Source organism: Amycolatopsis sp. ATCC 39116 (assembly GCF_000231075.2).
Classification (GTDB): domain Bacteria; phylum Actinomycetota; class Actinomycetes; order Mycobacteriales; family Pseudonocardiaceae; genus Amycolatopsis_E; species Amycolatopsis_E tucumanensis.
The window spans coordinates 57,597-82,703 of the sequence record NZ_AFWY03000019.1 but is presented as its reverse complement, the minus strand read 5'-3'; the positions used below and the strand labels follow the sequence as shown (position 1 = coordinate 82,703).

27 protein-coding genes and 1 pseudogene are annotated in these 25,107 nt (G+C 69.8%); 11 read left to right on the top strand and 17 right to left on the bottom strand.

The genetic code is table 11. The features are described 5' to 3' along the window. Positions 1-41: 41 nt before the first annotated feature. Positions 42-665 (top strand): YitT family protein, encoded by a 624-nt coding sequence (locus AMY39116_RS0320670; protein ID WP_039791675.1) that lies wholly within the window; start codon positions 42-44, stop codon positions 663-665. Here AMY39116_RS0320670 and AMY39116_RS0320665 read toward each other — a convergent pair. Then, complete coding sequence (locus AMY39116_RS0320665) at positions 657-1,184, bottom strand: Clp protease N-terminal domain-containing protein (RefSeq protein ID WP_020419541.1); 528 nt, start codon at positions 1,182-1,184, stop codon at positions 657-659. The two genes, AMY39116_RS0320670 and AMY39116_RS0320665, sit on opposite strands and share 9 nt — an antisense overlap. Continuing rightward, positions 1,184-1,393, bottom strand: coding sequence for a helix-turn-helix domain-containing protein (locus AMY39116_RS0320660; protein WP_020419540.1), 210 nt, complete (start codon positions 1,391-1,393; stop codon positions 1,184-1,186). The genes AMY39116_RS0320665 and AMY39116_RS0320660 overlap by 1 nt, the downstream gene beginning before the upstream one ends. A 62-nt stretch (positions 1,394-1,455) precedes the next feature. Here AMY39116_RS0320660 and AMY39116_RS0320655 point away from each other — a divergent pair, with 62 nt between their 5' ends. The 3 genes from AMY39116_RS0320655 to AMY39116_RS0320645 all read left to right on the top strand — a co-directional run bounded on the left by AMY39116_RS0320655 (position 1,456) and on the right by AMY39116_RS0320645 (position 4,823). Further along, a complete protein-coding gene (locus tag AMY39116_RS0320655) occupies positions 1,456-2,202 on the top strand; it encodes a protein phosphatase 2C domain-containing protein (protein ID WP_020419539.1) in 747 nt (248 codons plus the stop codon). Between the two features lie 59 nt (positions 2,203-2,261). Then, a complete protein-coding gene (locus tag AMY39116_RS0320650; RefSeq protein WP_020419538.1) occupies positions 2,262-2,888 on the top strand; it encodes a DUF998 domain-containing protein in 627 nt (208 codons plus the stop codon). A 75-nt stretch (positions 2,889-2,963) separates the two neighbouring features. Then, the gene (locus AMY39116_RS0320645) at positions 2,964-4,823 is read left to right on the top strand and encodes a multicopper oxidase family protein (RefSeq protein ID WP_020419537.1); all 1,860 of its coding nucleotides are present in this window, start codon (positions 2,964-2,966) and stop codon (positions 4,821-4,823) included. 51 nt (positions 4,824-4,874) lie between these two features. Here AMY39116_RS0320645 and AMY39116_RS43330 read toward each other — a convergent pair whose 3' ends face one another. Together AMY39116_RS43330 and AMY39116_RS0320635 are read right to left on the bottom strand one after the other, a co-directional pair. Continuing rightward, positions 4,875-5,627 (bottom strand): SDR family NAD(P)-dependent oxidoreductase, encoded by a 753-nt coding sequence (locus AMY39116_RS43330; protein WP_020419536.1) that lies wholly within the window; start codon positions 5,625-5,627, stop codon positions 4,875-4,877. Positions 5,628-5,683: 56 nt separating this feature from the next. Continuing rightward, on the bottom strand, positions 5,684-6,226 hold the full coding sequence (locus AMY39116_RS0320635) for an ABATE domain-containing protein (RefSeq protein ID WP_020419535.1): 543 nt from the start codon (positions 6,224-6,226) through the stop codon (positions 5,684-5,686). Between the two features lie 47 nt (positions 6,227-6,273). Between AMY39116_RS0320635 and AMY39116_RS0320630 the strand changes: the two genes are divergently transcribed. Continuing rightward, a complete protein-coding gene (locus AMY39116_RS0320630) occupies positions 6,274-7,110 on the top strand; it encodes an alpha/beta fold hydrolase (protein WP_020419534.1) in 837 nt (278 codons plus the stop codon). Here AMY39116_RS0320630 and AMY39116_RS0320625 read toward each other — a convergent pair. After that, positions 7,094-7,537, bottom strand: a complete 444-nt coding sequence (locus AMY39116_RS0320625; RefSeq protein WP_020419533.1) for a nitroreductase family deazaflavin-dependent oxidoreductase — start codon at positions 7,535-7,537, stop codon at positions 7,094-7,096. The genes AMY39116_RS0320630 and AMY39116_RS0320625 overlap by 17 nt on opposite strands. Before the next feature lie 125 nt (positions 7,538-7,662). On the opposite strand from AMY39116_RS0320625, the gene AMY39116_RS0320620 reads away from it, so the two are divergent. Together AMY39116_RS0320620 and AMY39116_RS0320615 are read left to right on the top strand one after the other, a co-directional pair. Next, positions 7,663-8,343, top strand: a complete 681-nt coding sequence (locus AMY39116_RS0320620) for a TetR/AcrR family transcriptional regulator (protein WP_020419532.1) — start codon at positions 7,663-7,665, stop codon at positions 8,341-8,343. A gap of 30 nt (positions 8,344-8,373) precedes the next feature. Next, entirely contained in the window at positions 8,374-9,216 is an 843-nt protein-coding gene (locus tag AMY39116_RS0320615) for an SAM-dependent methyltransferase (RefSeq protein ID WP_020419531.1), read from the top strand. Between the two features lie 82 nt (positions 9,217-9,298). Here the strand turns inward: AMY39116_RS0320615 and AMY39116_RS43325 are convergent. The 4 genes and pseudogenes from AMY39116_RS43325 to AMY39116_RS0320595 form a co-directional block, all read right to left on the bottom strand. Beyond that, positions 9,299-9,787: pseudogene (locus AMY39116_RS43325) on the bottom strand (IS5 family transposase); the annotation flags it as partial. A 49-nt stretch (positions 9,788-9,836) separates the two neighbouring features. Continuing rightward, on the bottom strand, positions 9,837-10,454 hold the full coding sequence (locus AMY39116_RS0320605) for a dienelactone hydrolase family protein (protein ID WP_020419529.1): 618 nt from the start codon (positions 10,452-10,454) through the stop codon (positions 9,837-9,839). Next, on the bottom strand, positions 10,451-11,092 hold the full coding sequence (locus AMY39116_RS0320600) for a phosphoribosyltransferase (protein WP_020419528.1): 642 nt from the start codon (positions 11,090-11,092) through the stop codon (positions 10,451-10,453). Before AMY39116_RS0320600 ends, AMY39116_RS0320605 begins: the two co-directional genes overlap by 4 nt. Before the next feature lie 28 nt (positions 11,093-11,120). Next, positions 11,121-11,408, bottom strand: coding sequence for a DUF6343 family protein (locus AMY39116_RS0320595; protein ID WP_020419527.1), 288 nt, complete (start codon positions 11,406-11,408; stop codon positions 11,121-11,123). Between the two features lie 138 nt (positions 11,409-11,546). On the opposite strand from AMY39116_RS0320595, the gene AMY39116_RS0320590 reads away from it, so the two are divergent. Further along, positions 11,547-12,710: a glycoside hydrolase family 3 N-terminal domain-containing protein gene (locus AMY39116_RS0320590; RefSeq protein ID WP_020419526.1), complete on the top strand. Its 1,164-nt coding sequence runs from the start codon at positions 11,547-11,549 to the stop codon at positions 12,708-12,710. A gap of 143 nt (positions 12,711-12,853) precedes the next feature. On the opposite strand, the gene tsrT is transcribed toward AMY39116_RS0320590, so the two are convergent. From tsrT to AMY39116_RS0320570, 4 genes are all read right to left on the bottom strand, one after another. Continuing rightward, a complete protein-coding gene (gene tsrT, locus AMY39116_RS0320585; protein ID WP_027936096.1) occupies positions 12,854-14,509 on the bottom strand; it encodes a tryptophan 2-C-methyltransferase in 1,656 nt (551 codons plus the stop codon). An 84-nt stretch (positions 14,510-14,593) separates the two neighbouring features. Next, positions 14,594-14,878, bottom strand: a complete 285-nt coding sequence (locus AMY39116_RS0320580; RefSeq protein WP_020419524.1) for a helix-turn-helix domain-containing protein — start codon at positions 14,876-14,878, stop codon at positions 14,594-14,596. 82 nt (positions 14,879-14,960) lie between these two features. Next, on the bottom strand, positions 14,961-15,959 hold the full coding sequence (locus tag AMY39116_RS0320575) for an AraC family transcriptional regulator (RefSeq protein ID WP_027936095.1): 999 nt from the start codon (positions 15,957-15,959) through the stop codon (positions 14,961-14,963). Between the two features lie 165 nt (positions 15,960-16,124). Continuing rightward, positions 16,125-17,495 (bottom strand): tryptophanase, encoded by a 1,371-nt coding sequence (locus AMY39116_RS0320570; RefSeq protein WP_020419522.1) that lies wholly within the window; start codon positions 17,493-17,495, stop codon positions 16,125-16,127. A 153-nt stretch (positions 17,496-17,648) separates the two neighbouring features. Here AMY39116_RS0320570 and AMY39116_RS0320565 point away from each other — a divergent pair, with 153 nt between their 5' ends. The 3 genes from AMY39116_RS0320565 to AMY39116_RS0320555 all read left to right on the top strand — a co-directional run bounded on the left by AMY39116_RS0320565 (position 17,649) and on the right by AMY39116_RS0320555 (position 20,595). After that, positions 17,649-19,343, top strand: a complete 1,695-nt coding sequence (locus AMY39116_RS0320565; protein WP_020419521.1) for a GGDEF domain-containing protein — start codon at positions 17,649-17,651, stop codon at positions 19,341-19,343. A gap of 199 nt (positions 19,344-19,542) precedes the next feature. Then, entirely contained in the window at positions 19,543-19,812 is a 270-nt protein-coding gene (locus tag AMY39116_RS0320560) for a GntR family transcriptional regulator (RefSeq protein WP_020419520.1), read from the top strand. A 132-nt stretch (positions 19,813-19,944) separates the two neighbouring features. Then, the gene (locus AMY39116_RS0320555; RefSeq protein WP_020419519.1) at positions 19,945-20,595 is read left to right on the top strand and encodes a hypothetical protein; all 651 of its coding nucleotides are present in this window, start codon (positions 19,945-19,947) and stop codon (positions 20,593-20,595) included. Between the two features lie 8 nt (positions 20,596-20,603). On the opposite strand, the gene AMY39116_RS0320550 is transcribed toward AMY39116_RS0320555, so the two are convergent. The 4 genes from AMY39116_RS0320550 to AMY39116_RS0320540 all read right to left on the bottom strand — a co-directional run bounded on the left by AMY39116_RS0320550 (position 20,604) and on the right by AMY39116_RS0320540 (position 25,106). Beyond that, positions 20,604-21,551, bottom strand: a complete 948-nt coding sequence (locus tag AMY39116_RS0320550; protein ID WP_020419518.1) for a helix-turn-helix domain-containing protein — start codon at positions 21,549-21,551, stop codon at positions 20,604-20,606. Positions 21,552-21,563: 12 nt separating this feature from the next. Next, entirely contained in the window at positions 21,564-22,466 is a 903-nt protein-coding gene (locus AMY39116_RS0320545) for an AraC family transcriptional regulator (RefSeq protein ID WP_162146049.1), read from the bottom strand. Positions 22,467-22,686: 220 nt separating this feature from the next. Then, the gene (locus tag AMY39116_RS45565) at positions 22,687-23,733 is read right to left on the bottom strand and encodes a (Fe-S)-binding protein (protein WP_084506125.1); all 1,047 of its coding nucleotides are present in this window, start codon (positions 23,731-23,733) and stop codon (positions 22,687-22,689) included. Beyond that, positions 23,730-25,106: an FAD-binding oxidoreductase gene (locus AMY39116_RS0320540; protein WP_027936094.1), complete on the bottom strand. Its 1,377-nt coding sequence runs from the start codon at positions 25,104-25,106 to the stop codon at positions 23,730-23,732. The genes AMY39116_RS45565 and AMY39116_RS0320540 overlap by 4 nt, the downstream gene beginning before the upstream one ends. Position 25,107 lies beyond the last annotated feature (1 nt).

Here is a 25,107-nt window from a genome sequence, read left to right as displayed (position 1 = left end):
GGCTCTGGTTATCCAGTCCAACTGGCCGCAAAGTGGTCGGCGTGACTGCAATCGATCTTCGGCCGGTGCGCGTCTCGGTCAGCCCCGCGCGCCGGCTCACCCAGCTGATGGGCGGTCTCGCCCTCTACGGCACGAGCATGGCGATGATGACGCGCACCGGGCTCGGCCTGTCCCCGTGGGACGTCCTCCACGAAGGACTGGCCGCACGCACCGGGCTCAGCTTCGGCACCGTCGTCGCCATCGCCTCGGTCGGCGTGCTCGCGTTGTGGATCCCGCTCCGGCAGCGCCCCGGGCTCGGCACCGTGATGAACGTGCTGGTCATCTCGGTGACCGTCGACCTGGTGCGAGCCGTCCTGCCCGACCAGCACGCACTCGGCTGGCAGATCGCGCTGCTGCTCGGCGGCGTCCTGCTCAACGCCGTGGCGACCGCGGTGTACGTCGGCGCCCGGCTCGGCCCCGGCCCGCGCGACGGGCTGATGACCGGGCTGGCCGCCCGCAACACCTGGTCCGTCCGCTCAGTGCGCACCTGCATCGAGCTCACCGTGCTGGCGGCGGGGTGGTTCCTCGGCGGCACGGTCGGCGCCGGCACCGTGCTCTACGCGCTCGCGATCGGGCCACTCACGCAGGCGCTCCTCCCCCACGTCACCTGGCGCGAGTCACGCTAGCGCCTGCCGGACCCGCCGCGCGTCCACGTCGAACCGGGCGAGGACGTCGGCGGCGGGTCCGCGCAGCGCGGTGAGCGCGAGCAGGATGTGCTCGCTCCCGAGTTCCTTGCCACCCAAGGAGATCACCTCCTTCAGGCACACCTGCAGCACCTTCTTCGACTCGTCGGCGAACGGGATGTGCCGCCGCTTCCGCCCGCCGCCGCCACCGGCGAGCGCGTTCGGCCCGTGCGCCTGCTCGACGCGGTCGAGGATCGCGTCGACGTCGATGCCGAACTCGCCGAGCGCCTCGGCGTCGGCCTCGGTGATCCCGCCGCGGCGGCGCACGCGCGCGGTTTCGGCGGCGACGTCGTCGAGCGCCACGCCGAACCCGGTCAGCAGGCGGGCCGCCTTGCTGTCCGGGAAGTGCAGCAGCGCGACTAGCAGGTGCAGCGGGTCGATCCGCTCCGAATCCAGCCGGATCGCGTCCTGCTGCGCCTCGACGACCACCTCGCGGGCGTCCGCGGTGAACTTCTCGAACATCACTGCCTCCCGTACTTCTTGTGCACGGCCTGCCTGCTCACGCCCAGCTCGGCCGCGATGTCCTGCCACGACCAGCCCTGCGCCCGCGCGCTGCGCACCTGCACGGCTTCGAGCTGTTCGAGCAGCCGCCGCAGCGCGGCCACGGCACGCAGGCCGACCTGGGGATCGCGGTCGCCGGCGCGGGCGGCCAGATCGGTTGCCTTCGTCATGACGTCAACCTACGTTGACACCACCACCTTGTCAACCAAGGTTGACGGCTAGGGTCGGACGGGTGATCCACGTGGCCGAACGGCCCGGCGTCGGCCTCGACGGCCGCCCGCGCCCCACCGAGGACCGGGTCGTGGTGCTGGACCGGGCCGTCGCGGTGCTCGACGGCGCGACCTCGGCCGACCCGGACCAGCCCTCCGGCGGCTGGTACGCCGAACGCCTCGCGGCGCAGCTCGAACGGGAACTGCCCGGCGATCTCCGTCCCGCACTGGCGCGGGCGATCGCCGCTGTCGCACGGGAACACGGCCTGCGCCCGGGATCGTCGCCGTCCAGCACCGTGGCGATGCTGCGCTGGGACGACGACCGGGTGGACGCCCTGGTGCTGGCGGACAGCCCGATCGTCGCGTTCGGACAGTCGGCCGACGTGCTCGCCGACGACCGGCTGGCCACCCTCCGCCGCGCGGGGCGGTTGCGGACGCAGCAGGCCGTGCGGGCGTTGCGCAACCGGCCCGGCGGGTTCTGGGTCGCCGAAGCCGATCCGTCGGCCGCGGACCACGCGCTGACCCGCAGCTGGCCGCGCGCCGCACTGGACGCCGTCCTGCTCGCCACCGACGGCGTGTCCTGCGGTGTCGACGACTACGGCTTGTTCACCTGGCCCGAAGCCCTGCGGCTGGCCCGCGCCCGCGGGGTGGACGCGGTGCTCGACACCGTCCGCGCGGCCGAGGACGGCGATCCGGACGGGACGCGCTGGCCGCGGGCCAAGCGCCACGACGACCAGGCGCTGGTGCTCGTCGAGTTCGGGCGACCCTAGGGGAAAGATCGGGGACTTCTCCGGATCTTCCGTGGGCCGCACAGCGGAAAGCTGCTTCCATGGGGATTTCCGAAAGAGCCCGGCCCTGGCTGCTCGCGGCGAACGTGGCGATCGGCTGGGGACTGTTCACCGCCTTCATCCTGCACGTGGTCAGCGGCCGCAACCCCGTGTCGGACACCCTGTCCAGTTACGCGCTCGCCGACGGCGGGGTCGGCCTGCTCGGCGCGAGCATGATCGCGATCGCCGTCGGGTCCGTCGCGCTGCTCGCGGCGCTCAAGGCCGCCGGCCACCAGCTGAGCCGGACCACCCAGGTGCTGTTCTGGGCCTGGTCCACCGGGCTCGTCGCGGCCGCGTTCTTCCCCGCCAGCTACCCGGAACGGTTCGACCCGGTGAGCGGCCAGATCCACGAATACGCCTGCGCCATCGCGTTCCTGAGCCTCGCCGCGCTGGGCTGGACCCTGCCCGCCGGCCTGCGGACCCACCCCGCGGTCGTGCGGCTGACACTGCTGACGCTCGGCGGTGTGCTGCTGTTCGGCGTGAGCTACCTGGTTCCGGGCGTGCTGCCCGTCGGGCTCAGCCAACGACTCGCGCTCGCCGCGGACGTCGGCCTGCTGATCACGATCGCCCGCGTGGTCGCGGTTCCGGCGCCGGTTCCGGCGAAACCGCGGGAGCGTGTATCCAGCTGACCCCCGGCGCCCTCTGTTCCAGCAAGGGCCGGGATGGTCCGGCCGAACTGGGGGCTTTCTGGGGGGAAAGACTTCATGACCGACGTCATCACGCAACCAGCAGCGACGCTCACCGGGCCGGGCTTCGGCCTCACGAAGTTCGCCGACCCGCTGCGGGTGCCGCCGCTGATCCGGCCGCACTCCTGGTGGCACCAGGACGAAATCACCGTCAACATGGTCCGCTCACGGGTCCGGCTGCACAGCCAGCTACCGGAAACCGAGGTGTGGGCCTACGAGGGCCAGTTCCCCGGCCCGACCGTGGAAGTGCGCAGCGGCAAGCAGTTGCGCGTCAGCTGGAGCAACGACATCGACGGCACCATCCCGGTGGTCGCCGTCCAGCAGCACGCCGAACTCGCCGACATCACCGCGCCGGTGCGCACACCCGGCTGGCGCAACCCGGACGGCACACCGCAGCCGGGCGCCGAGATCATCGACGGCGTGTCCGCGCTGCCCGCGTGGACCGTGGTGCACCTGCACGGCGCGCGCACCGGCGGCGGCAACGACGGCTGGGCGCACAACGCGGTGCTGCGTGGCGCGTCCCAGCTCGCGGAGTACCCGAACGGCCAGCAGTCCGCCACGCTCTGGTACCACGACCACGCGATGGCGGTGACCCGCTTCAACGTCTTCGCCGGGCTCTCCGGGATGTACCTGATCCGGGACGACGAGGAGGACGCGCTCGGCCTGCCCGCTGGCGACCGCGAAATCCCGCTGATCATCACCGACCGCAACCTCGACACCGATCCGGCCACCGGCGCCCTGACCGGGCAGCTGCTGTTCAAGATCCCGTTCATCACACCGGCCGGTCCCGACGGGCCGAAGGTGCCGATCCCGTTCACCGGGCCGTTCACGCTGGTCAACGGGGCTATCTGGCCGCACCTGGACGTCGACGCGCGCTGGTACCGGTTCCGGCTGCTGAACGCGTCGAACTCGCGGTTCTACCGGCTCAACCTCGTCGACGAGACCGGCGCGGTGAACAACGACGGCGTCCGGATCATCGGCACCGACGGCGGTCTGCTGCCCGCGCCGGCCGCGTTCCCGGCGGCGGGCCTGGTGCTGGCGCCGGCGGAGCGCGCGGACGTGCTGATCGACTTCAGCCGGTACCAGGGGCAGAACCTGACGCTGCGGGACACGCTGGCCGACCGGACCGAGCCGGACGTCATGCAGTTCCGGGTCGAGAACCGGGAACGGCACGACCAGTTCACGCTGCCCGAGGTCGTCTCGCGATCGTACGTGCGGCTGCACCACGGGACGACCGTGCCGGAGGACCACGACCACGTCTTCGTCGCGCTGGTCCCGCCGGGCACCGGGGGCGAGGCTCACCCGCAGATGTGGGAGCTGCAGGAGGTCACCGACCCGGCGGAGTTGCCCGCCCAGTTCCCGGCCGAGGGGTTCATCCAGCTCACCGATCCCGCGGACGGCGCGGTGCGCACCTTCCGGATGGTGGCGAGCCTGTTCGACGACACCACCACGTTCTTCATCGACCACGACCGGTGGGCGATCTGGAACTTAGTCAACCTGGGCGGCCCGACCCACCCGATGCACATCCACCTGGCCGAGTTCCAGATCCTGACCCGCCGCGCCTACCCGCTGGACGCGGCGGGGAACGTGATCGGGTTCGACCCGGCCGTCGGCGGGACGCCCGCGCCGCTGCCGGTGCCCGGTGACGGCAGGCCGCTGGAGAAGTACGAAGAGGGCTGGAAGGACACCTTCCAGGTACAGGCGGGCGAGTGGGTGAGCGTGGCCGGTCACCACACCGGGGCGACCGGCGAGTTCATGTACCACTGCCACATCCTCGACCACGAGGACGAAGGCATGATGCGGCCGTTCGTCGTGCACCCGCCCGAGGTGGCGCGGTTCCACGTCCACCCCGGGTCGTCTCATGGGGGCGGTCACTGAGGTGACCGGGCCGGCGGCGTCCCTGGGTGCGGGGCGCCGCCGGTTGCCGCGTCAGAACGCGGTGCGACCGCCGTCGACGACGATCGTCGTGCCGGTGACGTAGCGGGCCTCGGACGAGACCACCCAGGCGACGAGACCGGCGACGTCGGCCGGTTCCCCGCCGAAGCCGAGCGGGGTCTCCTTCACCAGCCCGACGGCGGCGGTGTAGTCCGGGCTGCGGCTGGTTCCGGTGGCGATGTCGCCCGGCGCGACGCCGACCACGCGGACCCCGTGCTGGGCGAGGTCGCAGGCCAGCGCCCTGGTCAGTCCGCCGAGCCCGGCCTTGCTCGCCACGTACGCGGGCACATCGCGCTGGGCCTGGAACTCCGCGATCGAGCTGATGTTGACGATCACGCCCTGGTTCAGGACGAGCTGGGCGAACGCCTCGCGGGCCAGGCGCAGCGGCGCCTTGAGGTTGGTGTCGACGATCCGGTCGATCAGCTCGTCGCTCGCGCTTTCCACCGGCCCGAAGGCCGCGTAGCCGCTGATGCCCGCGTTGTTCACGAGGACGTCGAGCCGTCCGAAGTGGCGCACGCACTCGGCCACCGCGTCCCGGCAGCCGCCGCCGGTGGCGAGGTCGTGCGCGCCGACCTGGATCAGTTCGGCGAACGGGTGTTCCGCGAAGAGTTTCCGGCCTTCGCTCGCGTCCTCTTCGGTCCGCTGGACCACGAAGACGGTCATCCGCTCGGCCGCCAGCCGGGAGGTGATCTCGGCGCCGATGCCGGTGGCGCCACCGGTCACCAGCGCCGTGCGTTGCGCACCCATCCGCCACCACCTCCCTGAAACGTGCGTTTCAAACTACAAGGCGAGGCGGAAGAGCGTCAACGGCCGCGGGTGCGGGCGTAGTGGGCGCGTGCCTTCGCCCGGTTGCCGCAGCGCGACATGGAGCACCACTGGCGGTTGCGCTTCGGCGAGGTGTCCGCGAACCGCAGCCCGCAATCGTGGTACGCGCAGATCCGGACCTCGGCCTCGCCGGTCGCCAGGTCGATCGCGTCCACCGCCAGCGCGCCGAACGCCCCTTCGACGGGGTCCGGCGCGTCGAGCCGCCGGTGCGCGACGCCGTCGCCGTCGATGCGCAACTGCGGCACCGGCGCGTTGCGCGCGTGCCGGTTCAGCAGGCGGACGTCGGCAGGCCGCCCCTCACCCCGCGCGACGCGGTCGACCGCCTCCCGCAGCGCGATCGCCGCCGCGAGCGAGTCCGGCGACGCGGGCGCCGGCCGGGGCAGCAGACCGGCGAGCACCAGCCACTCGACCAGCGTGGACGGCGAGGTCAGCAGCTCGCGACCGCCGCGGTGCCGGTCCCGGAGCGTGTTCACCAGGTCCAGGCACGGGCGGCCGCCGTCGAAAACCCACTGCGCCTTCACCGGGTCCAGTGTACTCTAACCCATATAACCGGTTAGGAAGGTGAGACATGGACTCGCACATGGCGACCGTCAACGGCATCCGCATGCACTACCGGCGAGCCGGCGAGGGTCCGCCGGTCGTCCTGCTGCACGGCTGGCCCCAGACCTCCTACTGCTGGCACCGGATCTTCGACTCGCTCGCGCGGGAGCACACCGTCATCGCGCCGGACCTGCGCGGCTACGGGCTCACCGACAAACCGCGGACGGGCTTCGACAAGCGCACCATGGCCGCCGACGTCTCGGCCCTGCTGCACGAGCTCGGCTTCGGCTCGGCGAGCGTGGTCGGGCACGACCGCGGCGGCCGGGTCGCGCACCGGTGGGCGCTGGACCGTCCGGACGAGGTCGAGCGCCTGGCCGTGCTCGACATCATCCCGACGCGCGAGATGTGGCGGCGGCTCGACGCCGGTGTCGGCCGCGGCTACTGGCACTGGCTGTTCCACCTGCAACCCGACCTGCCGGAACTGCTGGCAGGCAAGGACATCGCGGCCTACCTGGGGTACTTCTTCGAGCGCTGGACCTACCAGCGACAGGGCCTCGCCCCGGAGGCGATCGCCGAGTACGTCCGCGCGTTCTCCGCCCCGGGCGCCCTGCGCGCCGGTTTCGACGACTACCGCGCATCCTTCCCGGACGACGCCGAACACGACGACGCCGACGCCGGGCGCAAGCTCGCGATGCCGGTGCTCGCGTTGTGGGGACAGGCCGGACTGCTCGGCTCACTGCCCACCTTGGACATCTGGCGGGAGTACGCCGAGGACGTCACCGGCGAGGGGCTGCCCGAGTGCGGCCACTTCCTCGCCGAGGAACAACCGGAGGCGCTGCTCGCGCACCTCAAGCGCTTTCTGTGATCCGGAAGACCGGGAAGCCGGGCGCGATGCCGCGCAGCACCTCGTCCGGCGACCGGTGGTCGACGCCCTCGAAGAACCGGCTGACCTCCCACGCCCACCGCTTCAGGTAGGCGCGCAGGATCACCGGTTTTTCGTCGTCGGCCAGCTCGGCGAACCGGAACGTCTCGACGCGGCGCCCGACGCGCAGCTGACCCTCGCCCGCCGCGCGCAGGTTGCGCACCCACTGCGTCTGCCCGCGCGGCGCGACGAGGTAGCGCTGCCCGCCGACCTTCAGCAGGTTCACCGGCGTCGACCGGATCTCCCCCGACTTGCGGCCGCGGACCAGCAGCACCCGGCTGCCCGCCAGGCTCACACCCAGCTTGGTCAGGAACTGCACGGCCACGTTGAAGACGCTGTCACCCTTGCCGGGCTTGAGGTAGCGGTCCACCTGGGTTCTCCCTTCTGCGAGAGCGGTGCTCTCTGTTGAGATCAGTGAACACCTCGGCGGAGCGACTGTCAAGAGCGGTGCTCTCTAATTTGTTCGCCGCTCTCTCGCATGGCACACTCGACGGCATGCCAGCCAGCAAGACCGCGCGCGAACGGGCCCGCGCCGAACTGACCCGCGAGATCAAGGACGAGGCGCGCCGCCAGCTCGGCGAGGTCGGCCCGCACGGGCTGTCCCTGCGGGCCGTCGCCCGCGAGCTGGGCATGGTGTCCTCCGCGCTCTACCGCTACTTCCCGAGCCGCGACCACCTGCTGACCGAGCTGATCATCGACGCCTACAACGAGATCGGCGAAGCGGCCGAGCGCGCCGACGACCCGTCCGCCGCACCGCGCGACCGCTGGCTGCGCATCTGGGCCGCCACCCGCGACTGGGCGAAGCGGAACCCGCACGAATACTCGCTGATCTACGGCTCGCCGGTACCCGGTTACCAGGCGCCGCAGGACACGATCACGCCCGCCGGACGCGTGGCGCTGGCGCTGGTCCGCGTCATGGAGTCCGCCGACCTCGCGCCCGCGATGCCCGGCCCGCCGCTGCCCGTCGAGCTGGCCGAACAGGCACGCAAGGTCCAGACCGCGCTCGGGACGTCGCTCCCGGAGGCGGACCTGGTCCGGCTGATGACCGCGTGGACCCACCTCTTCGGCGCCATCAGCTTCGAGCTGTTCGGCCAGTACGCCAACACGGCGGATCCCGCGGACGCCTATTTCGACTACACGGCAGGGCAATCGGCCGCTTTCGTCGGCCTGCCGTGAAGGGTTTACGCGTTGTGGCAGACTCGTCGCATGGCGGCGGATGACGAGGTGCTGCGGGCCGTCGAGGGAAGCCTCGACCGGCCGTCGGCGGCCCGGGTGTACGACTACTTCATCGGTGGGAACCACAACTACGCGATCGACCGCGCGTTCGGCGACAAGGTCCGCGCGCGGCTCCCGCTGATCCCCGACTCCGCGGTGGCGTGCCGTCAGTTCCTCGGCCGCGCCGTGCGGTACGCGTCGAAGTCGGGGATCCACCAGTACGTCGACATCGGCTCCGGCCTGCCGACCGCGGGCAACGTGCACGAGGTCGCCGACGAGGCCCGCCCGGAGCACGACACCACCGTCGTCTACATCGACAACGAGCCGATCGCGCTCGCGCACTCGCAGCTGCTGCTCGCCGACACGGCGGACCCGGACCGCCACCACGCGATCGCGGGCGACCTGCTGGAGCCGGTCGACCTGTGGGAGCGGGTCGGCGAGACCGGGGTCATCGACTTCGAGCAGCCGGTCGCGCTGGTGATCAACGCGGTGCTGCACTTCATCAAGGACGAACAGCAGCCGCACCAGGCGCTGGACTTCTACCGCGAGCAGCTCGCGCCGGGGTCGTTCCTGATCATGTGCCAGCTCACCGACGAGAACCCGGCCGACGACGAGGAGCGCCGGGCGCTGGACGACCTCAAGGCCTACTACGAGACCACCACGAACCCCGGGCAGTACCGCTCGCGGGAAGAGTTCCTGAAGTTCTACGGCGACTTCGAACTGGTCGAGCCGGGGCTCGTCTACGCGCCTGAGTGGCACCCCGACGAGAACGCCCTGTTCGCCGACGCGCCGTCGAAGTCACGCATCCTCGCCGCGGTGGCCCGCAAGCCGTAGGGCCTGTCCTCAAAGCCAGATGAGCAGTGTGGCCAGGTCGATCATGCTCCGGTAGGAGGTGGCGGTCTTGTCGAATCGGGCCGGTCAACAGGATCGACAAGGGCCGTCCGTGGCCGTCGCAGGCGAGGTGGATCTTGGTGGTTGGTCCGCCGCGGGACCGGCGATGGCATGATCATGTGGTTCGCTGTGCCCGCCGCACGAGTGCGCTTCCCCCTGTGTGGGACGCGGTCATGCGGCGGGCGCCGGCAGCGTGCTGATGCGCCCGCACGATGCTGGAATTGACCGAGACTTCGCGGTCGAGTTCGTCAATCGCCTCGGCGATGACACGAACCCGTGCCACCAACGCGGACAGAGTGCCGGTGCGTGACCAGCGCCAGAACCGGTTGTAGACCGTCTTCCGCGGCCCATACCGCTCCGGCAAGTCACGCCAAGCCACCCCGGTCTCGGCCTTGAACAACATCCCATTGATCACCCGGCGGTCATCGACCCGCGGACGTCCCTTCGTCCCCGACGCCGGCAGCGATGGCTCGATCACCTGCCACTGCTCATCAGTCAGCTCGTGCCCACGCACCGCAACCCAAGATCAAACCAGGTCGAATCTCCAACTTTGAGGACACGTCCTAGGGGAGGTACTCGCTGAACCAGGCGGCCGCGAGCTGGGCGACCCGCTCCAGCGCGCCGGGTTCCTCGAACAGGTGCGTGGCCTTCGAGACGATCTCGATGTCGTACCGTCCGCCCAGCTCGGCGGCCGCCGACTGGTTCAGGCGCAGCACCTCCTCGTCCCGCGCGCCGACGATCAGCAGCGTCGGGCACCGCACCTGGGTCAGCGCGTCGCCGGCCAGGTCGGGGCGTCCGCCGCGGGACACGACCGCTTGCACGCGGTCCGGTTCGGCCGCCGCGGCCCGCAGCGCGGCGGCCGCGCCGGTGCTCGCCCCGAACAGGCCCAGCGGCAACCCGGCCGTCTCCGCGCGCCGGGACAGCTCGGCCATCGCCGCGCGCAGGCGTTCGGTCAGCAGGTCGATGTCGAACCGCCGGTCGCCGTGGTCCTCGTCCGGGCTGAGCAGGTCGAACAGCAGCGTGGCGAACCTGTTGTCCTGCAGCTCGCGCGCCACCGCGATGTTGCGGGCGCTGTGCCGGGAACTGCCCGAACCGTGGGCGAACACGACGACCCCGATCGCGTCGGACGGGACCGTCAGATCGCCCTGGAGCCCGGGGTCGACGGTGAGCGGAACGGTCATGACGTCTCCAGCAGTTCGATGACCTCGTCGTCGCCGGTCTGGCGGAAGTCGGCGTACCACTGCCCGACCGACCGGAAACCGTGCGGCGCCAGCAGGCACAGCACCTCGTCGGCGTCGCTCTTCAACGCCGCCGCGGCGTCCGGCGCGCACACCGGCGCGGCGAAGACCAGGCTGTGCGGCCGGTCCGCGCGCAACGCCCGCAACGCGGCCCGCGCGGTCACGCCGGTCGCCAGCCCGTCGTCGACCACCAGCACGTCCCGTCCGGTCCGCGGCTGCGGCGGACGTCCGCGCTGGTAGACCACGGCGCGGCGGCGAGCTTCGGCGCGTTCGGCCCGGCACACCGCCTCCAGCTGCGCCGGCCGCAGCCCGAGCATCGACAGCGACCGCTCGTCGTAGTAGGGCGGGCCGTCCGGGGTGACCGCGCCGACGCCGAACTCCGGCTGGCCGGGCGCGCCGATCTTGCGGGCGACCGCCACGTCCAGCGGCGCGCCCAGCACCTGGGCGACCGCGTGACCGACGACCACCCCGCCACGCGCCAGCCCCAGCACCAGCGGATCGCGCCACTCGCGTTCGGCGAGCAGCTCACCCAGCCGCAGACCCGCCTCGTGGCGGTCGCGGTACTCGTGTCGCCGCCTCATGCCACAGGTCTACCCCTGCCGGAGATCGTCAACCAGGCTCACCGCGGCGCTTGCGGTGCACGACCCAGGCCAGGTCGATCACCATCCCCACCGCCACCAGGGACATCAGCACCGTCACCCACCACATCTCGATCGTGGCGAACAGGACGGCGGCCCCGGCGGCGAGGAGGATGCCGATGGCGGCGAGCCAGATCCGCAGCGTCAGCGCGCTGTACGCCGGCGCGGCGCCACCGAAACCGGCGGTCGGATCGTGGTAGTCCGGCAGGCCCCGCTGGTACTCCTCGCGGCTGCGAGGCCGCTCACGCGGGATTCGCATGCTCCCCGGCTACCCGCCGGGCCCGCCGCGGACACGTGGCCGCCCTCACCCGGTCCGGCGACGAGCCGTTTGGCCGGCCGCGCACTGGGTTACCGTGGCCGCGAACCCCATTCCGCCAGGAAGGAACACCCAACGCCGATGAGGCCGGCCAAGCACCTGACCCGGCGACTGCTGCTCGTACTGGCCGCCGGGGCCCTGCTCGCCGCGGTGGTCGTCTACGCCGGCGGCGACGAGGCCGAGCAGCAGCCCCCGGCCGCCGCTCCGACCACCGCGCCGCCGCCGCAGCCGCGCATCGCCGCCGCCGAGGGGCCGGACGCGTGCGCCACCGTGATCGGCGAACTCACGCCCCGCCAGCGGCTCGCGCAGCTGGTCGTCGTCGGGGTCGACGCGTCCGACCCGCAGGGTGCGGCCGACCTCGTGCGCACCGAGCAGGTCGGCGGGATCTTCCTCGGCGGCAACGCCACCGCGCTGCTCGAAAACAAGGCGCTCGACCAGGTCCAGCAGGCCGGGCGGCTGCCGGTGTCCGTCGCGGTCGACGACGAGGGCGGCCGCGTCCAGCGGCTCGACGACCTGGACGGGTCGATTCCCAGCGCCCGCAAGATGGCCGCCACGATGACCACCGGCGAGGTCCGCGAGCTCGCGCGGGAACGCGGCCGGGCGATGGCCGCGCGCGGGGTGACCGTCGACTACGCGCCGGTCCTCGACCTCACCGACGGCGCCGCCGGCGACGTCATCGGCGACCGCTCCTTCAGCGCCGACCCGGACACCGCGCGCCGCTACGCGCAGGCCTTCGCGGCGGGCCTGGAGGACGCCGGGATCCAGCCGGTGGTCAAGCACTTCCCCGGTCACGGGCACGCGACCGGCGACTCGCACAAGGGCTCGGTGACCACCCCGCCGCTGGACGAACTGCGTGAGAACGACCTCGTGCCCTACCGCAACCTCGCCGACTTCGGGTCCGCCGCCGTCATGGTCGGCCACCTCGACGTGCCCGGCCTGACCGGTGGCGAGCCCGCGTCGCTGTCGCCCGCGGCCTACCAGCTGCTGCGCGGCGAGTTCGGCTTCGACGGCCCGGTGCTGACCGACGACCTCGGCGCGATGAAGGCGGTGACCCAGCGCTACCCGCTGCCGCAGGCCGTGGTGAAGGCCGTGCAGTCCGGCGCGGACCAGGCGCTGTGGTCCTCGGGCGGCCGGGTGACGACCGTGCTGGACGCGATGGAGAAGGCGACGGCCGACGGGACGCTGTCCGCCGAGCGGGTGACCGACGCGCTCACCACGGTCCTGCGCGCCAAGCACGCGTGCTGAGAAGTGGGGCGGCTGCGCCGGCCGGCTCCTCGACGCTGAGGGTCCGGCCGACGCAGCGGGATCTGGGGCGTGTCGCCGCGGGAAAGTCTACGTAACCTTCGCGGCGGCTCAAGGTCTCGTGTTCGGATCGAAATAGTCCCTGGTCAGGCGGCACCCTGCATGATCTCGTGCCGTTGCGGCCAGTGCGACCAGAACGCCCCGGTGTAACCGAGCTCGATGAGCTTGAGCAGGAACGGGTTGTCCGCGTAGTTGTTGTCGTCCTCGGTGATGCCGGGCAGGGTCGGCAGCATCACGCGGTGGTACTCCGACGCGGGCACCAGGTCCCACAGCATTTGCACGCTGTTCACCCACCGCCCGTTCGGCGACGCGATGGTCGCCGGGTCCTCCGGCAGGTCCGGCGACAGGAAGTAGACCGGGCGGAAACGGCCGTCGCGGTCGAAGGCGAACTGCCGCTCGTACTCGACGATCGAATCGCACATCGCCCGCGGCTTGAGCACGATCGGCTCGACCGCCGAGTCCGACTGCAGACCGGGCAGCGTGCGACGGCCGGCGCACTGCTCCGCCATCCGGATCCCCAGCGGCGAGTAGGGAAACGCGCGGATGCCGAGGCTGTAACCGGCGACCGCGACGTCCAGGTCGAGCGTGCGGCGGACCGCCTCGGTCATCGTCACCGCCGTCTCCCCCGGCATGCCGAGCAGGACCTCGACCATCACCGGCAGCTCGACCTTGGCGATCTTGGCGCACAACGCGCGCACGTCGTCGAAGGTGTAGAACCGGCGGCCGCCGCCGGAGACCTTCCAGCCGTCCAGCACGTCGTCGCGCACGTGGTCGGGCGCGAGGTTGATGCCCGCGCACCCGGCCCGCACGAGCAGGTCGAGCAGCTCGTCGTCGAACGGCGTCGGCTGCGCGTAGATCCACAGCTTCAGGTTGTGCAGCGGCGTGGAGTGGTCAGTGTCGCGGCGGCGGATGATCTCGCGGAGCACGTTCTTGCTGTGCGCGATGACGAGGTTGAACTCGCTGTCGGTCGTGTGCAGGTCGTACACGCCCTGCGCGGTCAGCGCCTCCATCTCGTCGACCACGCACTCCACGGCGCGGCGGGTGAAGTGGGTGCCCTTCGCGTCCGGCTCCACGCAGTGCGCGCACGAGTAGGCGCAGCCGTTCTTGGTGAGGATGTTGCCGAGCCCGCCGCCGCGGTAGTAGCGCAGGTTGTCGACCTTCCACGGCTCCCCGGACCGGCGGGTGTAGCTCGTGGTCGTGTTGATCGGCGAGGACAGCGGGCGGCCGCGGCGGCCGAGCCGCGGCACGACCTTCTCCACCCGCCCGCCGCCGCGGTTGACCAGCAGCCCGGGCACGGTCTCCGGCGGTTCCCCGGACAGCAGCGCATTCGCCAGGCCGACGATGATTCCCTCACCCGGCCCCTTCACCCCGAATGGAATGCCGAAATAGTCGACCAAAGCGAACGGCATCGAGGAAAAACCGACACCGCCCGCGATGATCGGGGCCGCGCTGTGCATTTTGATCTCGTCGATGATGGCGCGGTGGTCGGCGAGGAAACCACGTTGCTGTTGCGCGTAGATCGTGTCGGTGTTGCGCACCGTCACCCCGACCAGCATCGGCGTGTGGCTCGCGAAGTACTCGCGCAGCACGGTCCACCAGTCGTCCCGCCGGAACGTGAGGTCCACGACGTCCACATCGAACCCGTCGGCCTCCAGCGAGGTCGTCAGGATGTCCAGCGCGTACGGCGTGATCGGGGGATGGACGAGATTCGGGTTGACCAGTGTGACCAAAGACTTTCCCATGGGACTCCCACTCCTGCGCGAAAAAGAGCAAAACTTTCGCTGCAAAAATGGCAAAAGCGGGATGGGGAAATCAGGGGTTGTGTTTCACTGGCGCCGTCGCCACTGCTTCGCCGTGCGCGCGGCGGCACGCAACTCGTCCGGGGGCACCTCCAGCACCCGGCTCAGGTGGCTCTGCCAGTACGGGCCGGGCACGCGCTTGCCCCGCTCCCAGCGCGAGACCTCGCCACGGCCCAGGCTCTCGTTGCCCGAGACCGTGACGAGTTCGTCCGCGAGCTGGTACTGGGTCAGCCCGCGCTCGTGCCGCGCGGACCGGATCAACCGGCCGATCGGCATCGAGTCGCGGGCGGCCACGGCAGCGTCGGCGCTCATGACGCGGAAGCTACGAGCGCCGCCCCGCCGACACGATCCGTTCGGCGCACGGTTTTGTCCTCATCACGCACGATTCGCCCCTTCACAACTCCAGTAGACGTCCAGACCGTCTGTGCAACGTCGCGTTGGGTGATTCACCGAACCGCTCCCGGTAGGCCGCCGCGAAGCGGCCGTGGTGCATCAGCCCGTACTTGCTCGCGATTTCCCCGACTGTCGTGACCTCGACCTGAGCGGCCGACAACTCGTCGTGCACCCGCTGCAGCCGCACACCGCGCAGGTACTCGCTGGGCGAGCTGCCCAGCTGCTCCCGGAAAGCCTTCTGCAGCGCCCGCACACTCACCCCGGCCTGGTGGGCCAGGCTGCCCGGCGTGTGCGGGGCCTCCGGATGGCTGTGGATCAGATCGAGCGCCGCCCGCAGCGACCGCGAGGGCACCGGGCGGTCCCGGCCCTCGATCATCGCCGTGTAGTTGTGCGGCTGCGCGAGCAGCAACCCGGTGATCAGGTTGCGCTCGAACTGCTCGACGGCGGCCGGGTGGGAGAGCATCGTGTCGGGCTGGTCCAGCTCCGAGACGCCGTAGGCCAGCTCCCGGTACCAGCTGCGGCCGTAGCCGCGGGTGATGTCCATGCCCAGCCGGAACCGCACGGGCTCCGACACCGAGCCGCCGATGAGCTCGGCCAGGCGCGCCTCCAGCGCCGGCCGCTCGATCCGGATGACGAACTGGGCGCAGTCGTCGGACAGCCGCATCCGCAGCGGGTCGTCCGTGCCGACCACACCGGCCGTGTCCGGCGCGGAGTTGATCTGCTCGCGTCCGCACTGGACCATGCCCCGGCCGATCACCGGAGCCAGAACCACGTAAAAGGAGCCGAGCTCGCCGGGTTCGACGCGCACGTCGGTGCCGTAGGCGACCACCGCGATCGCCACGTTCTCCAGCCGCCGGCAGTTGACCTTGGTGTTCAGCCGCGGGTTGCGGCCGACGGTGTTCATCGAATGTGGGCAGAACAGGCGCCCCACCCGCTCGCGGGTCTCGTCGACGTCTCGCGAGTGGAAGAGCCGGTACTTGTCCAACGGCAGTACTGTCATGTCCCGGGCAGTCGAAAAAGATCAACGTACGGTGGCGCCGACTCCCATACACCTCCAATGCACCACTGTCCGTTGTTGGCCGTTCAATTGCTACCGACGAACGGGCGAATTTGCCATGTGCAATTTGCATCCGACGCGTCGGACCCCGGTTGATCAGGGGTTTTACTATTCGGCGGCCGGTCGCAGGACCGCCGTGAACTGTCGAAGGGCACCTCCCTGCTCGACGATGCGGTAGCCGGTCAGCTGGTCCGCCTTCGACCAGACGCCCTCGGCCACGTCGACGACGTGTTCGAGGTGGCTCAGGGTGTAGACCCGGCGCGGCAACGTGAACCGCACCAGCTCGCGCGGCGCGGGCACGTCCGGCCCGCCGTCGGGGTCCCGCCTGCCGAAGACGAGCGTCCCCAGCTCGGTCACCCGCACCCCGCCCGCCAGGTAGAGCGCGTTGGCGAAGGCGGTCGCGGGCAGCTGCTGCGGCGGGATGTGCGGCAGCATCGCGCCCGCGTCGACGTACACCGCGTGGCAGCCGGTCGGCTGCAGCACCGGCAGTCCCGCCAGGCCCAGCTGCTCGCCGAACCAGCGCGCGCACTCCGCGCGGTACCGCAGGTAGTCCGGTTCGACGACCTCCAGCAGCCCCTCCGCGAGCACTTCCAGATCGCGCCCGGCGAGACCGCCGTAGGTCGGGAACCCCTCGAACGCGATGAGCTGCTCGCGGGCACGGGCGGCGAGACCGGCGTCGCGCAACGCGATCAGCCCGCCGATGTTCGCCATGCCGTCCTTCTTGAGGCTGGCCCAGCAGCCGTCCGCGAGCTCGAAGACCACGCGGGCCACCTCGCGCGGCGACAGGTGCCCGTAGCCGTCCTCGCGCTCGGTCACCAGGTACGCGTTCTCGGCGAAGCGCGAGGCGTCCAGGTACAGCGGAACGCCGTGGGCGTCGCAGAGCTGCCGCACGTCCTTGACGTTGCGCACCGAGACCGGCTGCCCGCCGCCCGCGTTGTTGGTGATGGTGAGGACGACGCACTTCACGCGGTCGGCCGAGGTGCGCAGCAGGTCCCGCAGCCTGCCGGCGTCCAGGTCGCCGCCGAACGGGTTCAGCTCCCCCGGCGCGACCGGCACCGGCAGGTCGACCGCCTGCGCGCCGGCCGCTTCCACGCTGGCGCGCGTGCTGTCGAAGTGCGTGTTGCTGACCGAGATGTCGCCGGGCCGCAGCAGCAGGCCGAGCAGGATCCGCTCGGCCGCGCGTCCCTGGTGGACCGGCAGGATCTCGCCGTAGCCGGTCAGGTCGCGCACGACGGCCTCGAACCGCTCGAACGACCGCGCGCCTGCGTAGGACTCGTCGCCCCGCATGAGCGCGGACCACTGCGCGGCCGACATCGCCGCCGTGCCGGAATCGGTCAGCAGGTCGATGGTGATGGCACGGGCGGGCACGCGGAAGAGGTTCCAGCCCGCCGCCACGAGCGCGTCGCGGCGCTCCTCCGCGGTGGGGAACGGGATCGGTTCGACCGCCTTGATCCGGAACGGCTCCATGAAGGGCGGCACGGGCGGCTCCTCGCTGGTCAATTCGGACAACCAGACCAGCCTGGAGCGACCGCCGGGCGTGGCGGTAGGGGCCAGTTCGGGCTCCATGGTGAGCTGGGACACAATCGGCGCGCGAACGGGCCGCCCGGCCCGGCGACGGCGGAGGATTCACGTGTGGAAGCAGCGGCCGACGACGTAGGCTTCGCCTTTCAACCGCTCTACAGCCTGAACACCGGCGGCGTCGTCGGTGTCGAAGCCCTCGCCCGGCCCGCCACCGGGCGGATCCACGACCTCCTGCGCGCCGCCCAGCGCCGCGGACGCCTGGTCCACGTCGACGCCGGCCTCGCCGCGCAGGCGGTCCTCGCCGAGGCCACCCACGAGACGCTGCTCCCCCTGCACCTGAACCTGACCGCGCTGTCGGCCGCGGCGCCGCAGCTGGTGCTGGACCCGCTGCTCGAATCGCTCGGGCGCACCGGTCGCCGTCCACGGGAGATCGTGCTGGAGATCGGCGCGCCGTTCCACGGCGTCTCGCCGAAGGCGCTGCTCGCCGGACTGGAGCGGTTCGCCGAGCTGGGTTTCCGCCTGGCCTTCGACGGGCTCGGGTCCGGCGACCTGCCGCTGAACCTGCTCGCCGAAGCCGGCGTAGCCCTGGTCAAGCTCGACCGCACGACGCTGCGGCGGCTGCCCGGCGAGGCGGCGGCGGTCGCGCTGGTCGAGTCGCTCGTGCACTTCACCTCGCGGACCGGCATCCGGCTGGTGGCGACCGGGATCGAGGCCGAGGAGCAGCTGTCGGCGGCGCGGCGGCTGGGGGTGCGGATCGTGCAGGGCAACCTGTTCGCCCCGGCCCGCGCCAACGCGATGCCCTCCGGTCTGGTCACCGCGCCGCCTGGGCCCGCGACGCCGGTGCCGCTGACCAGGGCGGCCGCGCCGCGCGTGGACGACTTCCGGCACCCCGCGACGACGCTGCCCGACGACGCGACGTGCGATGAAGTCCGGCGGGTGCTGCTGGACCACGACGCGCCGAGCGGGATCGTCGGGATCGACCCCGCCGGACGGCCGCGGTGGTCGATCGACCGCGCCCGGTTCCTGCTGGACCTGACCGGCCCGTACGGGCACGCGCTGCACGCGAACAAGGCGGCCGCGCGGCTGGCCGACCCGCCGCGCACCATCCGCACCGGAGCGGGCGCGCTGGAGCTGCTCGACCTGGTCGCCGACGCCGACCTCACCCGCACCGCCGACGACATCATCGTGGTCGGCGCGGACGGCGAGTGCCTCGGCGTGGTTTTCGTGACCGAGATCGTGCGCGCGATGGCCGAGGCGAAGATCGAGGAGGCGGCCGCGCTGAACCCGCTGACCCGGCTGCCGGGCAGCGACACCGTCGCGCGCGAGGTGGACCGCCGCATCGCCGCGGGTCGGCCGCTCGTCGTGGCGTGGCTGGACGTCGACTCGTTCAAGCACATCAACGACACGGTGGGCTTCGCGGCGGGCGACGACCTGATCCGGGCGCTGGGGCGGACGCTGACGGATCTGGCGGCGAAGCTGCGCAGCGTCACGGTGAGCCACGTCGGGGGCGACGACTTCCTGATCGCCTGCGACATCGACGAGATCCCGGCCGTCGCGGACACCCTGCTGGGCACCCCGTGGACGGCCGAGCACCTGACGGTCACGGTCTCGCTGGCGACGGTCGTGTGCGCCGGCACGGCGGCGAAGTCCTACCGCGAGGTTTCCCGGCTGCTGGCGCCGCTGAAGAAGCGCGCGAAGGACGTGCCGGGGTCGAGCTGGGTGAACAGCTGGCCAGGCACCGACCGTTTCGAGATACTGCGTGGACAGGGCCACGACTCAATGCGCGTCCCAAATCAAGTCCGCTGACAATTGTGCGCCCGTTCTGGCTAACCCGCTCGGGTGACGACAGTGAACAACTGACGAATTCGGCGACCGTTTCGCATTTCGCCACCCGGTAGGGTGACAGTGCAGGCCTCTTCGTGATCAACCCCGTCATAGCGCGCACAGGCGCATCTTGGAGCAACCGTGAAATCCGCCCCTTTTAACGCCGTTCTACCTTCCTCCCGTGACCGTCCCAGAGTTCGATCCCACCGCGAAGCCGGGGTACATCTACGAGATGATGGCGGACCACCTGGAGGCCCGCATCGAGGCCGGTGAGCTGCGCCCGAACACGCCGCTGCCGGCGGAACGACGACTGGCCACCGAGTACGGCGTCTCACTCGGCACGGCGCGCCACGCGACCCAGATCCTCCGCGAACGCGGCCTGGTGTTCACCATCCGCTCAAAGGGCACCTTCATCGCCGACGAGAATCGGAGAAGGCGCCATCAAACGTGAGAGCTTCTCAAAGTAACAGTCGAAAGGCAATAGTCCTACACTGATACACCCACCTACTTCCGCACGAACAGTGTCAAACTAGAGTGCGGATGCACGTGCATTAGCATCACCGGTGTTGCTTGAGGAGTGATCGTGGTTCCCGATCTGCCCGCGAACCCGCTGTCGATCGAACTCACGCTCACACACAGCCGTTTTTGGTGGCAGATCGACGACGAGGATGAGCAGCCGGAACAATGGGACGCGTCAGCCGACGTCTCTGAGCTCGACATCTGCCCGGTTGACCTGCGCCACGTCGGGACCATCTCACTCGTTATCGCGGATTTGACGAAAGAGCGCAACCTGCTCGACTCGGTGGTACTCGGTGAGTGGGCACTGGAGTTCATCGCCGAGACTGTGATCGACCCGGACCAGGGCAAGCTCCACCCGGAACTGGACGCGCAGATCAGTCAGGGGCCGCCGCGAATGGTCATCCTACGGCGCGTCGAGCTCGTCGAGCCGTGGCGCGGTCACGGCTTGGGGGCCGCCCTCATTGCCAGCGCGCTGCGCATACTGTCGCCCAACGCCCGTCTCGCCGCTTGCCGGGTCTCGCCCCTTGATTTCGCCCGTCCCGGTTCGGATCGGATCGCTGCGGAACTCTCCAGCCTTCGAGCTGGCAACATGCTGGAGCGCATCGGGTTCCAGCGCTGGCGAGGTGTCCACCTCGTCGACTTGCGCGACGCAGCGCTGGTGGACGCTCGCATGGACTTACTGGACCAGTGGTGGCCTCGCCAGGACGAGGACTGACAGCCGCGCTAGACGGACGACCCCCGGCGCTGCGTCTGCTGCGGCGTTTCGCCGAACCTTCGCAGATACCACTGCTGGAACTGCTCGTTGTCCCGGAAACCCATCCGGTCCAGGGCAGCTGTGAATTCCCTGAGCCCGCCACCCGATTCCAGGAGAAGCGCGTGCACGCGGTCCAAACGCACCCCACGCAGGAACTCGTGCGGTAGACAGCCTTCGTACCGTTCGAAGGCCACCAGGAGATCTTTCAACCCAGTACCTGCCTCCGCGGCGTACTCGCTCATGGTTGTGTCCGCCACCGGATTCGTGCGCATGAGCAACTTCACGAAGTTCACGGTCTCGAATCCGACGACAGACCGTTCTCCTTCGGTTGTCGCTTCGCTGTGCTCATGGGACTGGTTGCGCAACAGCCAATCGACGAAGACGTGATCCGCATAGCGAGCGAACCTTGAGCGTCCCCCGACGAAGAACCGGTTGACGGTGGTCGCGAGCGTGTGCCCCGGATCGGCGACCAAGGCAACCTCCGGGCTGAAGGTGATCGTGTCGTTGGGCCAGAACCCCGCCAGACGCACGAGCCTTCCGTGCATGACGTGCTGCTCGATCCTCGCCACCTTCAGCAGGCAGTCTGCCTCCGGCGCGATGGCGAACTGCTGGTCCGGGGACACGGTTACGATGCCGCCTGGCCCGACATCGAGGTACGCGCCGCTGTGCCGGCACATGCATCGTCCCTGCAGGACGATCAGGGAGACGTAAGCGTGCCTTGGCGTGTTGAGCCGGGCAATGACCGGTGCGCCGTACGTCAGCATCGCCGACACCGCGCTGGTGCCGCTCCGAGTTCGCATGCGCATGTCGATCTCGACATGCTCGCCGGTCCGCCTCAGCTCGTGCTGTCCGAAGATCGGTTCGACGGCGGAGCGGGCCAGGGCGAGATCCCGGGTTCGGAAGTACGAGTCAGCCATCGTGCGTCCTCCTCATTGACGGAGCGTCAGGTCCGGCGTCTCGCCGAACGCGGCTTGGTACCAGGGGACGAAGGAGTGCACATCGAACCCCCAGCGTTGCGTGACTTCGTTCAGTGTGACGTCGCGGGGGTCAGCAGTGAGCAGATCACGCCGAGCGCGTTGCAGACGAACCCCCAACAGGTGATCAGCGAGGGTCGCGCCGCGGTGATGCTTGAACGCGGCCCTCAGGTGGCGCAGGCCTACGCCGAGGTCCCGCGCGACCGCAATCTCCGTCGGCGGCACCCCGGACCCCGTCTCGATCAGCTCCACCGCACTCCGGACCAGTCGTGCGGAAGCCGGCTTCACGGGCTCGTCGATCACCGAGCTGTAGTTGTTGTGCTGGACAGCGAGAAGCTGGAAGATCATCGCCTGCTCGAACCTGTCGATACGGACCGGGGAGACCAGCACCGCATCCCGCTTGTCCACACGTGCGACGCAATCCAGCAAGGACCTGTACCAGGATCGGGGCGCGCCGTAAGCCACGTGCATGCCCAGCTCGAACCGTACGGGCTGCCGGAGATCCTCACCGAGGAACCCCGTGAGCACGGTTTCGACTGCGGACGAGTCAATCCGGAGGAGGACCAGACAGCTGTCCGCCGTCAGGGACATCCGAAGCGGTTCCCGGGACGAGCTCACCACGATGCGATCACGAGTGGCCAGGACTTGGTCCTGGCCCGAGCTGACGGTGCCCTGTCCACGCAGGTGTGCCTGGACCACGGAGAAGGAGCCGGTCTCGCCCGGCTCCACGAGAACAGGTGCACTGTACTCCACGTAGTTGACCACGAGGTGGTGCAGCCTTGTCGAGTTCATCCGCGCGTCGAGGGGCCAACGAGGATCGATCACGTCGAGGCGGTGCGGACAGAGCACTCGCGACATCTCGTCCCTGACCTCGTCAAGATCACGGGACCGAAAGAGTGCGAACTGATCTAATGGTCGTTGTTGCATGATCTACTATTCATCGCGAAGGCGGATAATCGATCAAGGCCACGCGGTTTGCTCGCTTGACCCTTCTCAGCCATGAAGAACGAAGTTCAACGGCCTTCATAGTACTCACGGCGGAGCGGCGAACAAGGCCGCCCGGGGAGCAGAAACGAGTTTATTCCGCCGCGATCACGAGGAGTTCCGCGATGTGCACGGCACGTACGTGCGACTTTCGCTTGCGCAATCCAGTCCGCAGTTGCCGGAGGCAGCCCGGGTTCACGGCAACAACATAATCGAGGTTCGCCCGCTCAATCTCGTCGATCTTCGTTTCTAGAATCCTCTGACTGTCTCGCGGACGAAGGATCGAGTACGTACCCGCCGCACCACAACAAGTCGCCGCGGACGGCAGCTCAACGTACTCGGCGACGACACGGAGGAGCTCGCGAGGTTGACGGGAGACCCCGAGACCATTTCGCAGATGACACGAATCCTGCAAGGACACGCGCGCCGGCCGGTTCCCGATAGTCACCTGACCTTCCGGCACACCACTTTCTACCAGATACTCACTGAATTCCCTCACCCGATTCCGGCCCAGTTGGCGCGCGAGGTGGGCAGCGCACCCGCCGGAGGTTGTGACGATCACCCCACCAAGTCTGTCTCCCAACGCTTTCGCCATCAGCGCACCTGCCCAGGAGTCACCGTTGTGTGCGTGGAGCGCACCACAACAACCCTGGTCGGCCGGTACCGCAAGGGCAGGCACAAGCCGCTTCGCCGCCCGGGACACCTGCGGGAACAGGCCTCGCTCAGCACATCCCAGCATGAGCGAAGGCCCATCCTTCGTCGCCGAACTCCGTGCATGCCTGCGGAACCACCCCTGGGCCCGCACCACCCGGGTCTGGGCGACCAGGAACATCAAGAGCCGCGCACGGAGCGGAGCCTTGCTGCCCCGCCACTGATGATCGCGCCACTGTTCGAGCAGATCCCCGTACTGGACCCCGGCTGGGCACACCGGTTCACACGCGCGGCATCCCAGACAGTACGCGGCTTGTTCCACCAGTGTCGGGTCCTGGTCGTCGAGCTCCCCGGATTCCAGCGCTCTCATCAGCGAGATCCGTCCACGCGGCGAAGCCGCTTCCTGCCCAGTGGCCTGATACGTCGGGCATGCCGGAAGGCAGAACCCGCACGAGATGCACCGGGCCAGCAGCTCATTGTCGAAGATCATGATCCGAGCTTCCCCGGATTGAGGATTCCGGCTGGATCGAATGCCCTTTTGATCCGGCGCAGAAGTTCGACCTGTTCCTGCCCCAGACGTTCGCCGAGGAACGGCAGTTTCGCCGCACCAACGCCGTGCTCACCGGTGATGGTGCCATCCAGGCGAATGGCAGTGCGGAAGATTTCGGCGAAAGCCTTGTGCGCACGCTCCACGGCGTCGCCGTCATCGGGGTCGAGGACACACGTCGGATGGAGGTTGCCGTCTCCAGCATGCCCGAAAGTGGCGATCCGGATATCGAAACGGTCGGCGATCTCGTCGATGCGGCTCACCATTTCCGCCAGCCTGGGTCTGGGCACGCTCACGTCCTCGAGGATCGTGAGCGATCCGAGCCGCGACAGCGCCGGCAAGGAGCACCTGCGCGCCGCGAGCAGTGCTTCCGACTGGGCGACGTCCGGCGCGACCGTGACCTCGATCGCGCCGGCCTCCGTACAGATCCGCCGCATCCGGGACATGTTTCCTGTGACGACTTCGGCCGGGCCGTCGTCGCCGAAGAGCAACATCGCACCGGCCTCGCGTCGCAACCCCAGTCCGGTGTAGTCGTCGACGACGCCGATGCACTTCTTGTCGAGGAACTCCAGAGTCGCCGGAACGATCCCGTTCGCGATGATCTGGCCCACGGCGTGGGAAGCGGCCTCGAGTGACTCGAAATAGGCTACTCCGGTCAGTGTTTCGGCTGGTTTTGGCAGGAGTGCGACCGTCGCCTCCGTGATCACGGCAAGCGTGCCTTCAGACCCGGTGAGCAGGCGGGTCAGGTCGTAGCCTGCGACATCCTTCCAGAGCCGCCCACCGGTGCGGATCACCTCGCCGGTGGGGAGGACCGCCTCCAACCCCAGTACGTAGTTCCGAGTCACCCCGTATTTCAGGCCGCGAAGACCGCCCGCGCACGTGGCGATGTTGCCGCCCACGGTCGCGGTCACGCGGCTGCTCGGATCAGGCGCGTACAACAAGCCTCTGGCTTCGGCACACTCGGCGAGGCGAGCGGTCGTCACGCCCGGTTGGACCCGGGCGAGCATCTCGTCCGTGCTGATCTCGACGATGTGCGTCATACGGGTCATCGACAGCACGACCCCGCCGCGAACCGGAACGGTCGCAGCACACAGGTTCGAGCCCGCACCGCGGGGCACCACGGGAACTCCGCGGTCGCTCGCGAGGCTCAAGATCCGCGACACCTCGCTGGTGGTGCATGGGAACACCACAAGACCCGGCGGCTGGTGGAACAGCGGAGTGGCATCACGCGCGTAGACCGACAACTCCCCCGGCGCCGTCCGGACGTGGTCCGGCCCGACGATGTTGGCCAGCGCGGACGCGAAGTCGTGGTCCACG

What these genes read in the sequence shown, in the direction of transcription:
- AMY39116_RS0320665 (WP_020419541.1), bottom strand. Translation starts at nt 1,184, where the DNA reads ATGTTCGAGAAGTTCACCGCGGACGCCCGCGAGGTGGTCGTCGAGGCG.
- AMY39116_RS0320660 (WP_020419540.1), bottom strand. Translation starts at nt 1,393, where the DNA reads ATGACGAAGGCAACCGATCTGGCCGCCCGCGCCGGCGACCGCGATCCC.
- AMY39116_RS0320650 (WP_020419538.1), top strand. Translation starts at nt 2,262, where the DNA reads ATGGGGATTTCCGAAAGAGCCCGGCCCTGGCTGCTCGCGGCGAACGTG.
- AMY39116_RS0320645 (WP_020419537.1), top strand. Translation starts at nt 2,964, where the DNA reads ATGACCGACGTCATCACGCAACCAGCAGCGACGCTCACCGGGCCGGGC.
- AMY39116_RS43330 (WP_020419536.1), bottom strand. Translation starts at nt 5,627, where the DNA reads ATGGGTGCGCAACGCACGGCGCTGGTGACCGGTGGCGCCACCGGCATC.
- AMY39116_RS0320630 (WP_020419534.1), top strand. Translation starts at nt 6,274, where the DNA reads ATGGACTCGCACATGGCGACCGTCAACGGCATCCGCATGCACTACCGG.
- AMY39116_RS0320620 (WP_020419532.1), top strand. Translation starts at nt 7,663, where the DNA reads ATGCCAGCCAGCAAGACCGCGCGCGAACGGGCCCGCGCCGAACTGACC.
- AMY39116_RS0320615 (WP_020419531.1), top strand. Translation starts at nt 8,374, where the DNA reads ATGGCGGCGGATGACGAGGTGCTGCGGGCCGTCGAGGGAAGCCTCGAC.
- AMY39116_RS0320605 (WP_020419529.1), bottom strand. Translation starts at nt 10,454, where the DNA reads ATGACCGTTCCGCTCACCGTCGACCCCGGGCTCCAGGGCGATCTGACG.
- AMY39116_RS0320600 (WP_020419528.1), bottom strand. Translation starts at nt 11,092, where the DNA reads ATGAGGCGGCGACACGAGTACCGCGACCGCCACGAGGCGGGTCTGCGG.
- AMY39116_RS0320595 (WP_020419527.1), bottom strand. Translation starts at nt 11,408, where the DNA reads ATGCGAATCCCGCGTGAGCGGCCTCGCAGCCGCGAGGAGTACCAGCGG.
- AMY39116_RS0320590 (WP_020419526.1), top strand. Translation starts at nt 11,547, where the DNA reads ATGAGGCCGGCCAAGCACCTGACCCGGCGACTGCTGCTCGTACTGGCC.
- tsrT (WP_027936096.1), bottom strand. Translation starts at nt 14,509, where the DNA reads ATGGGAAAGTCTTTGGTCACACTGGTCAACCCGAATCTCGTCCATCCC.
- AMY39116_RS0320580 (WP_020419524.1), bottom strand. Translation starts at nt 14,878, where the DNA reads ATGAGCGCCGACGCTGCCGTGGCCGCCCGCGACTCGATGCCGATCGGC.
- AMY39116_RS0320575 (WP_027936095.1), bottom strand. Translation starts at nt 15,959, where the DNA reads ATGACAGTACTGCCGTTGGACAAGTACCGGCTCTTCCACTCGCGAGAC.
- AMY39116_RS0320550 (WP_020419518.1), bottom strand. Translation starts at nt 21,551, where the DNA reads ATGGCTGACTCGTACTTCCGAACCCGGGATCTCGCCCTGGCCCGCTCC.
- AMY39116_RS0320545 (WP_162146049.1), bottom strand. Translation starts at nt 22,466, where the DNA reads ATGTCGCGAGTGCTCTGTCCGCACCGCCTCGACGTGATCGATCCTCGT.
- AMY39116_RS45565 (WP_084506125.1), bottom strand. Translation starts at nt 23,733, where the DNA reads ATGATCTTCGACAATGAGCTGCTGGCCCGGTGCATCTCGTGCGGGTTC.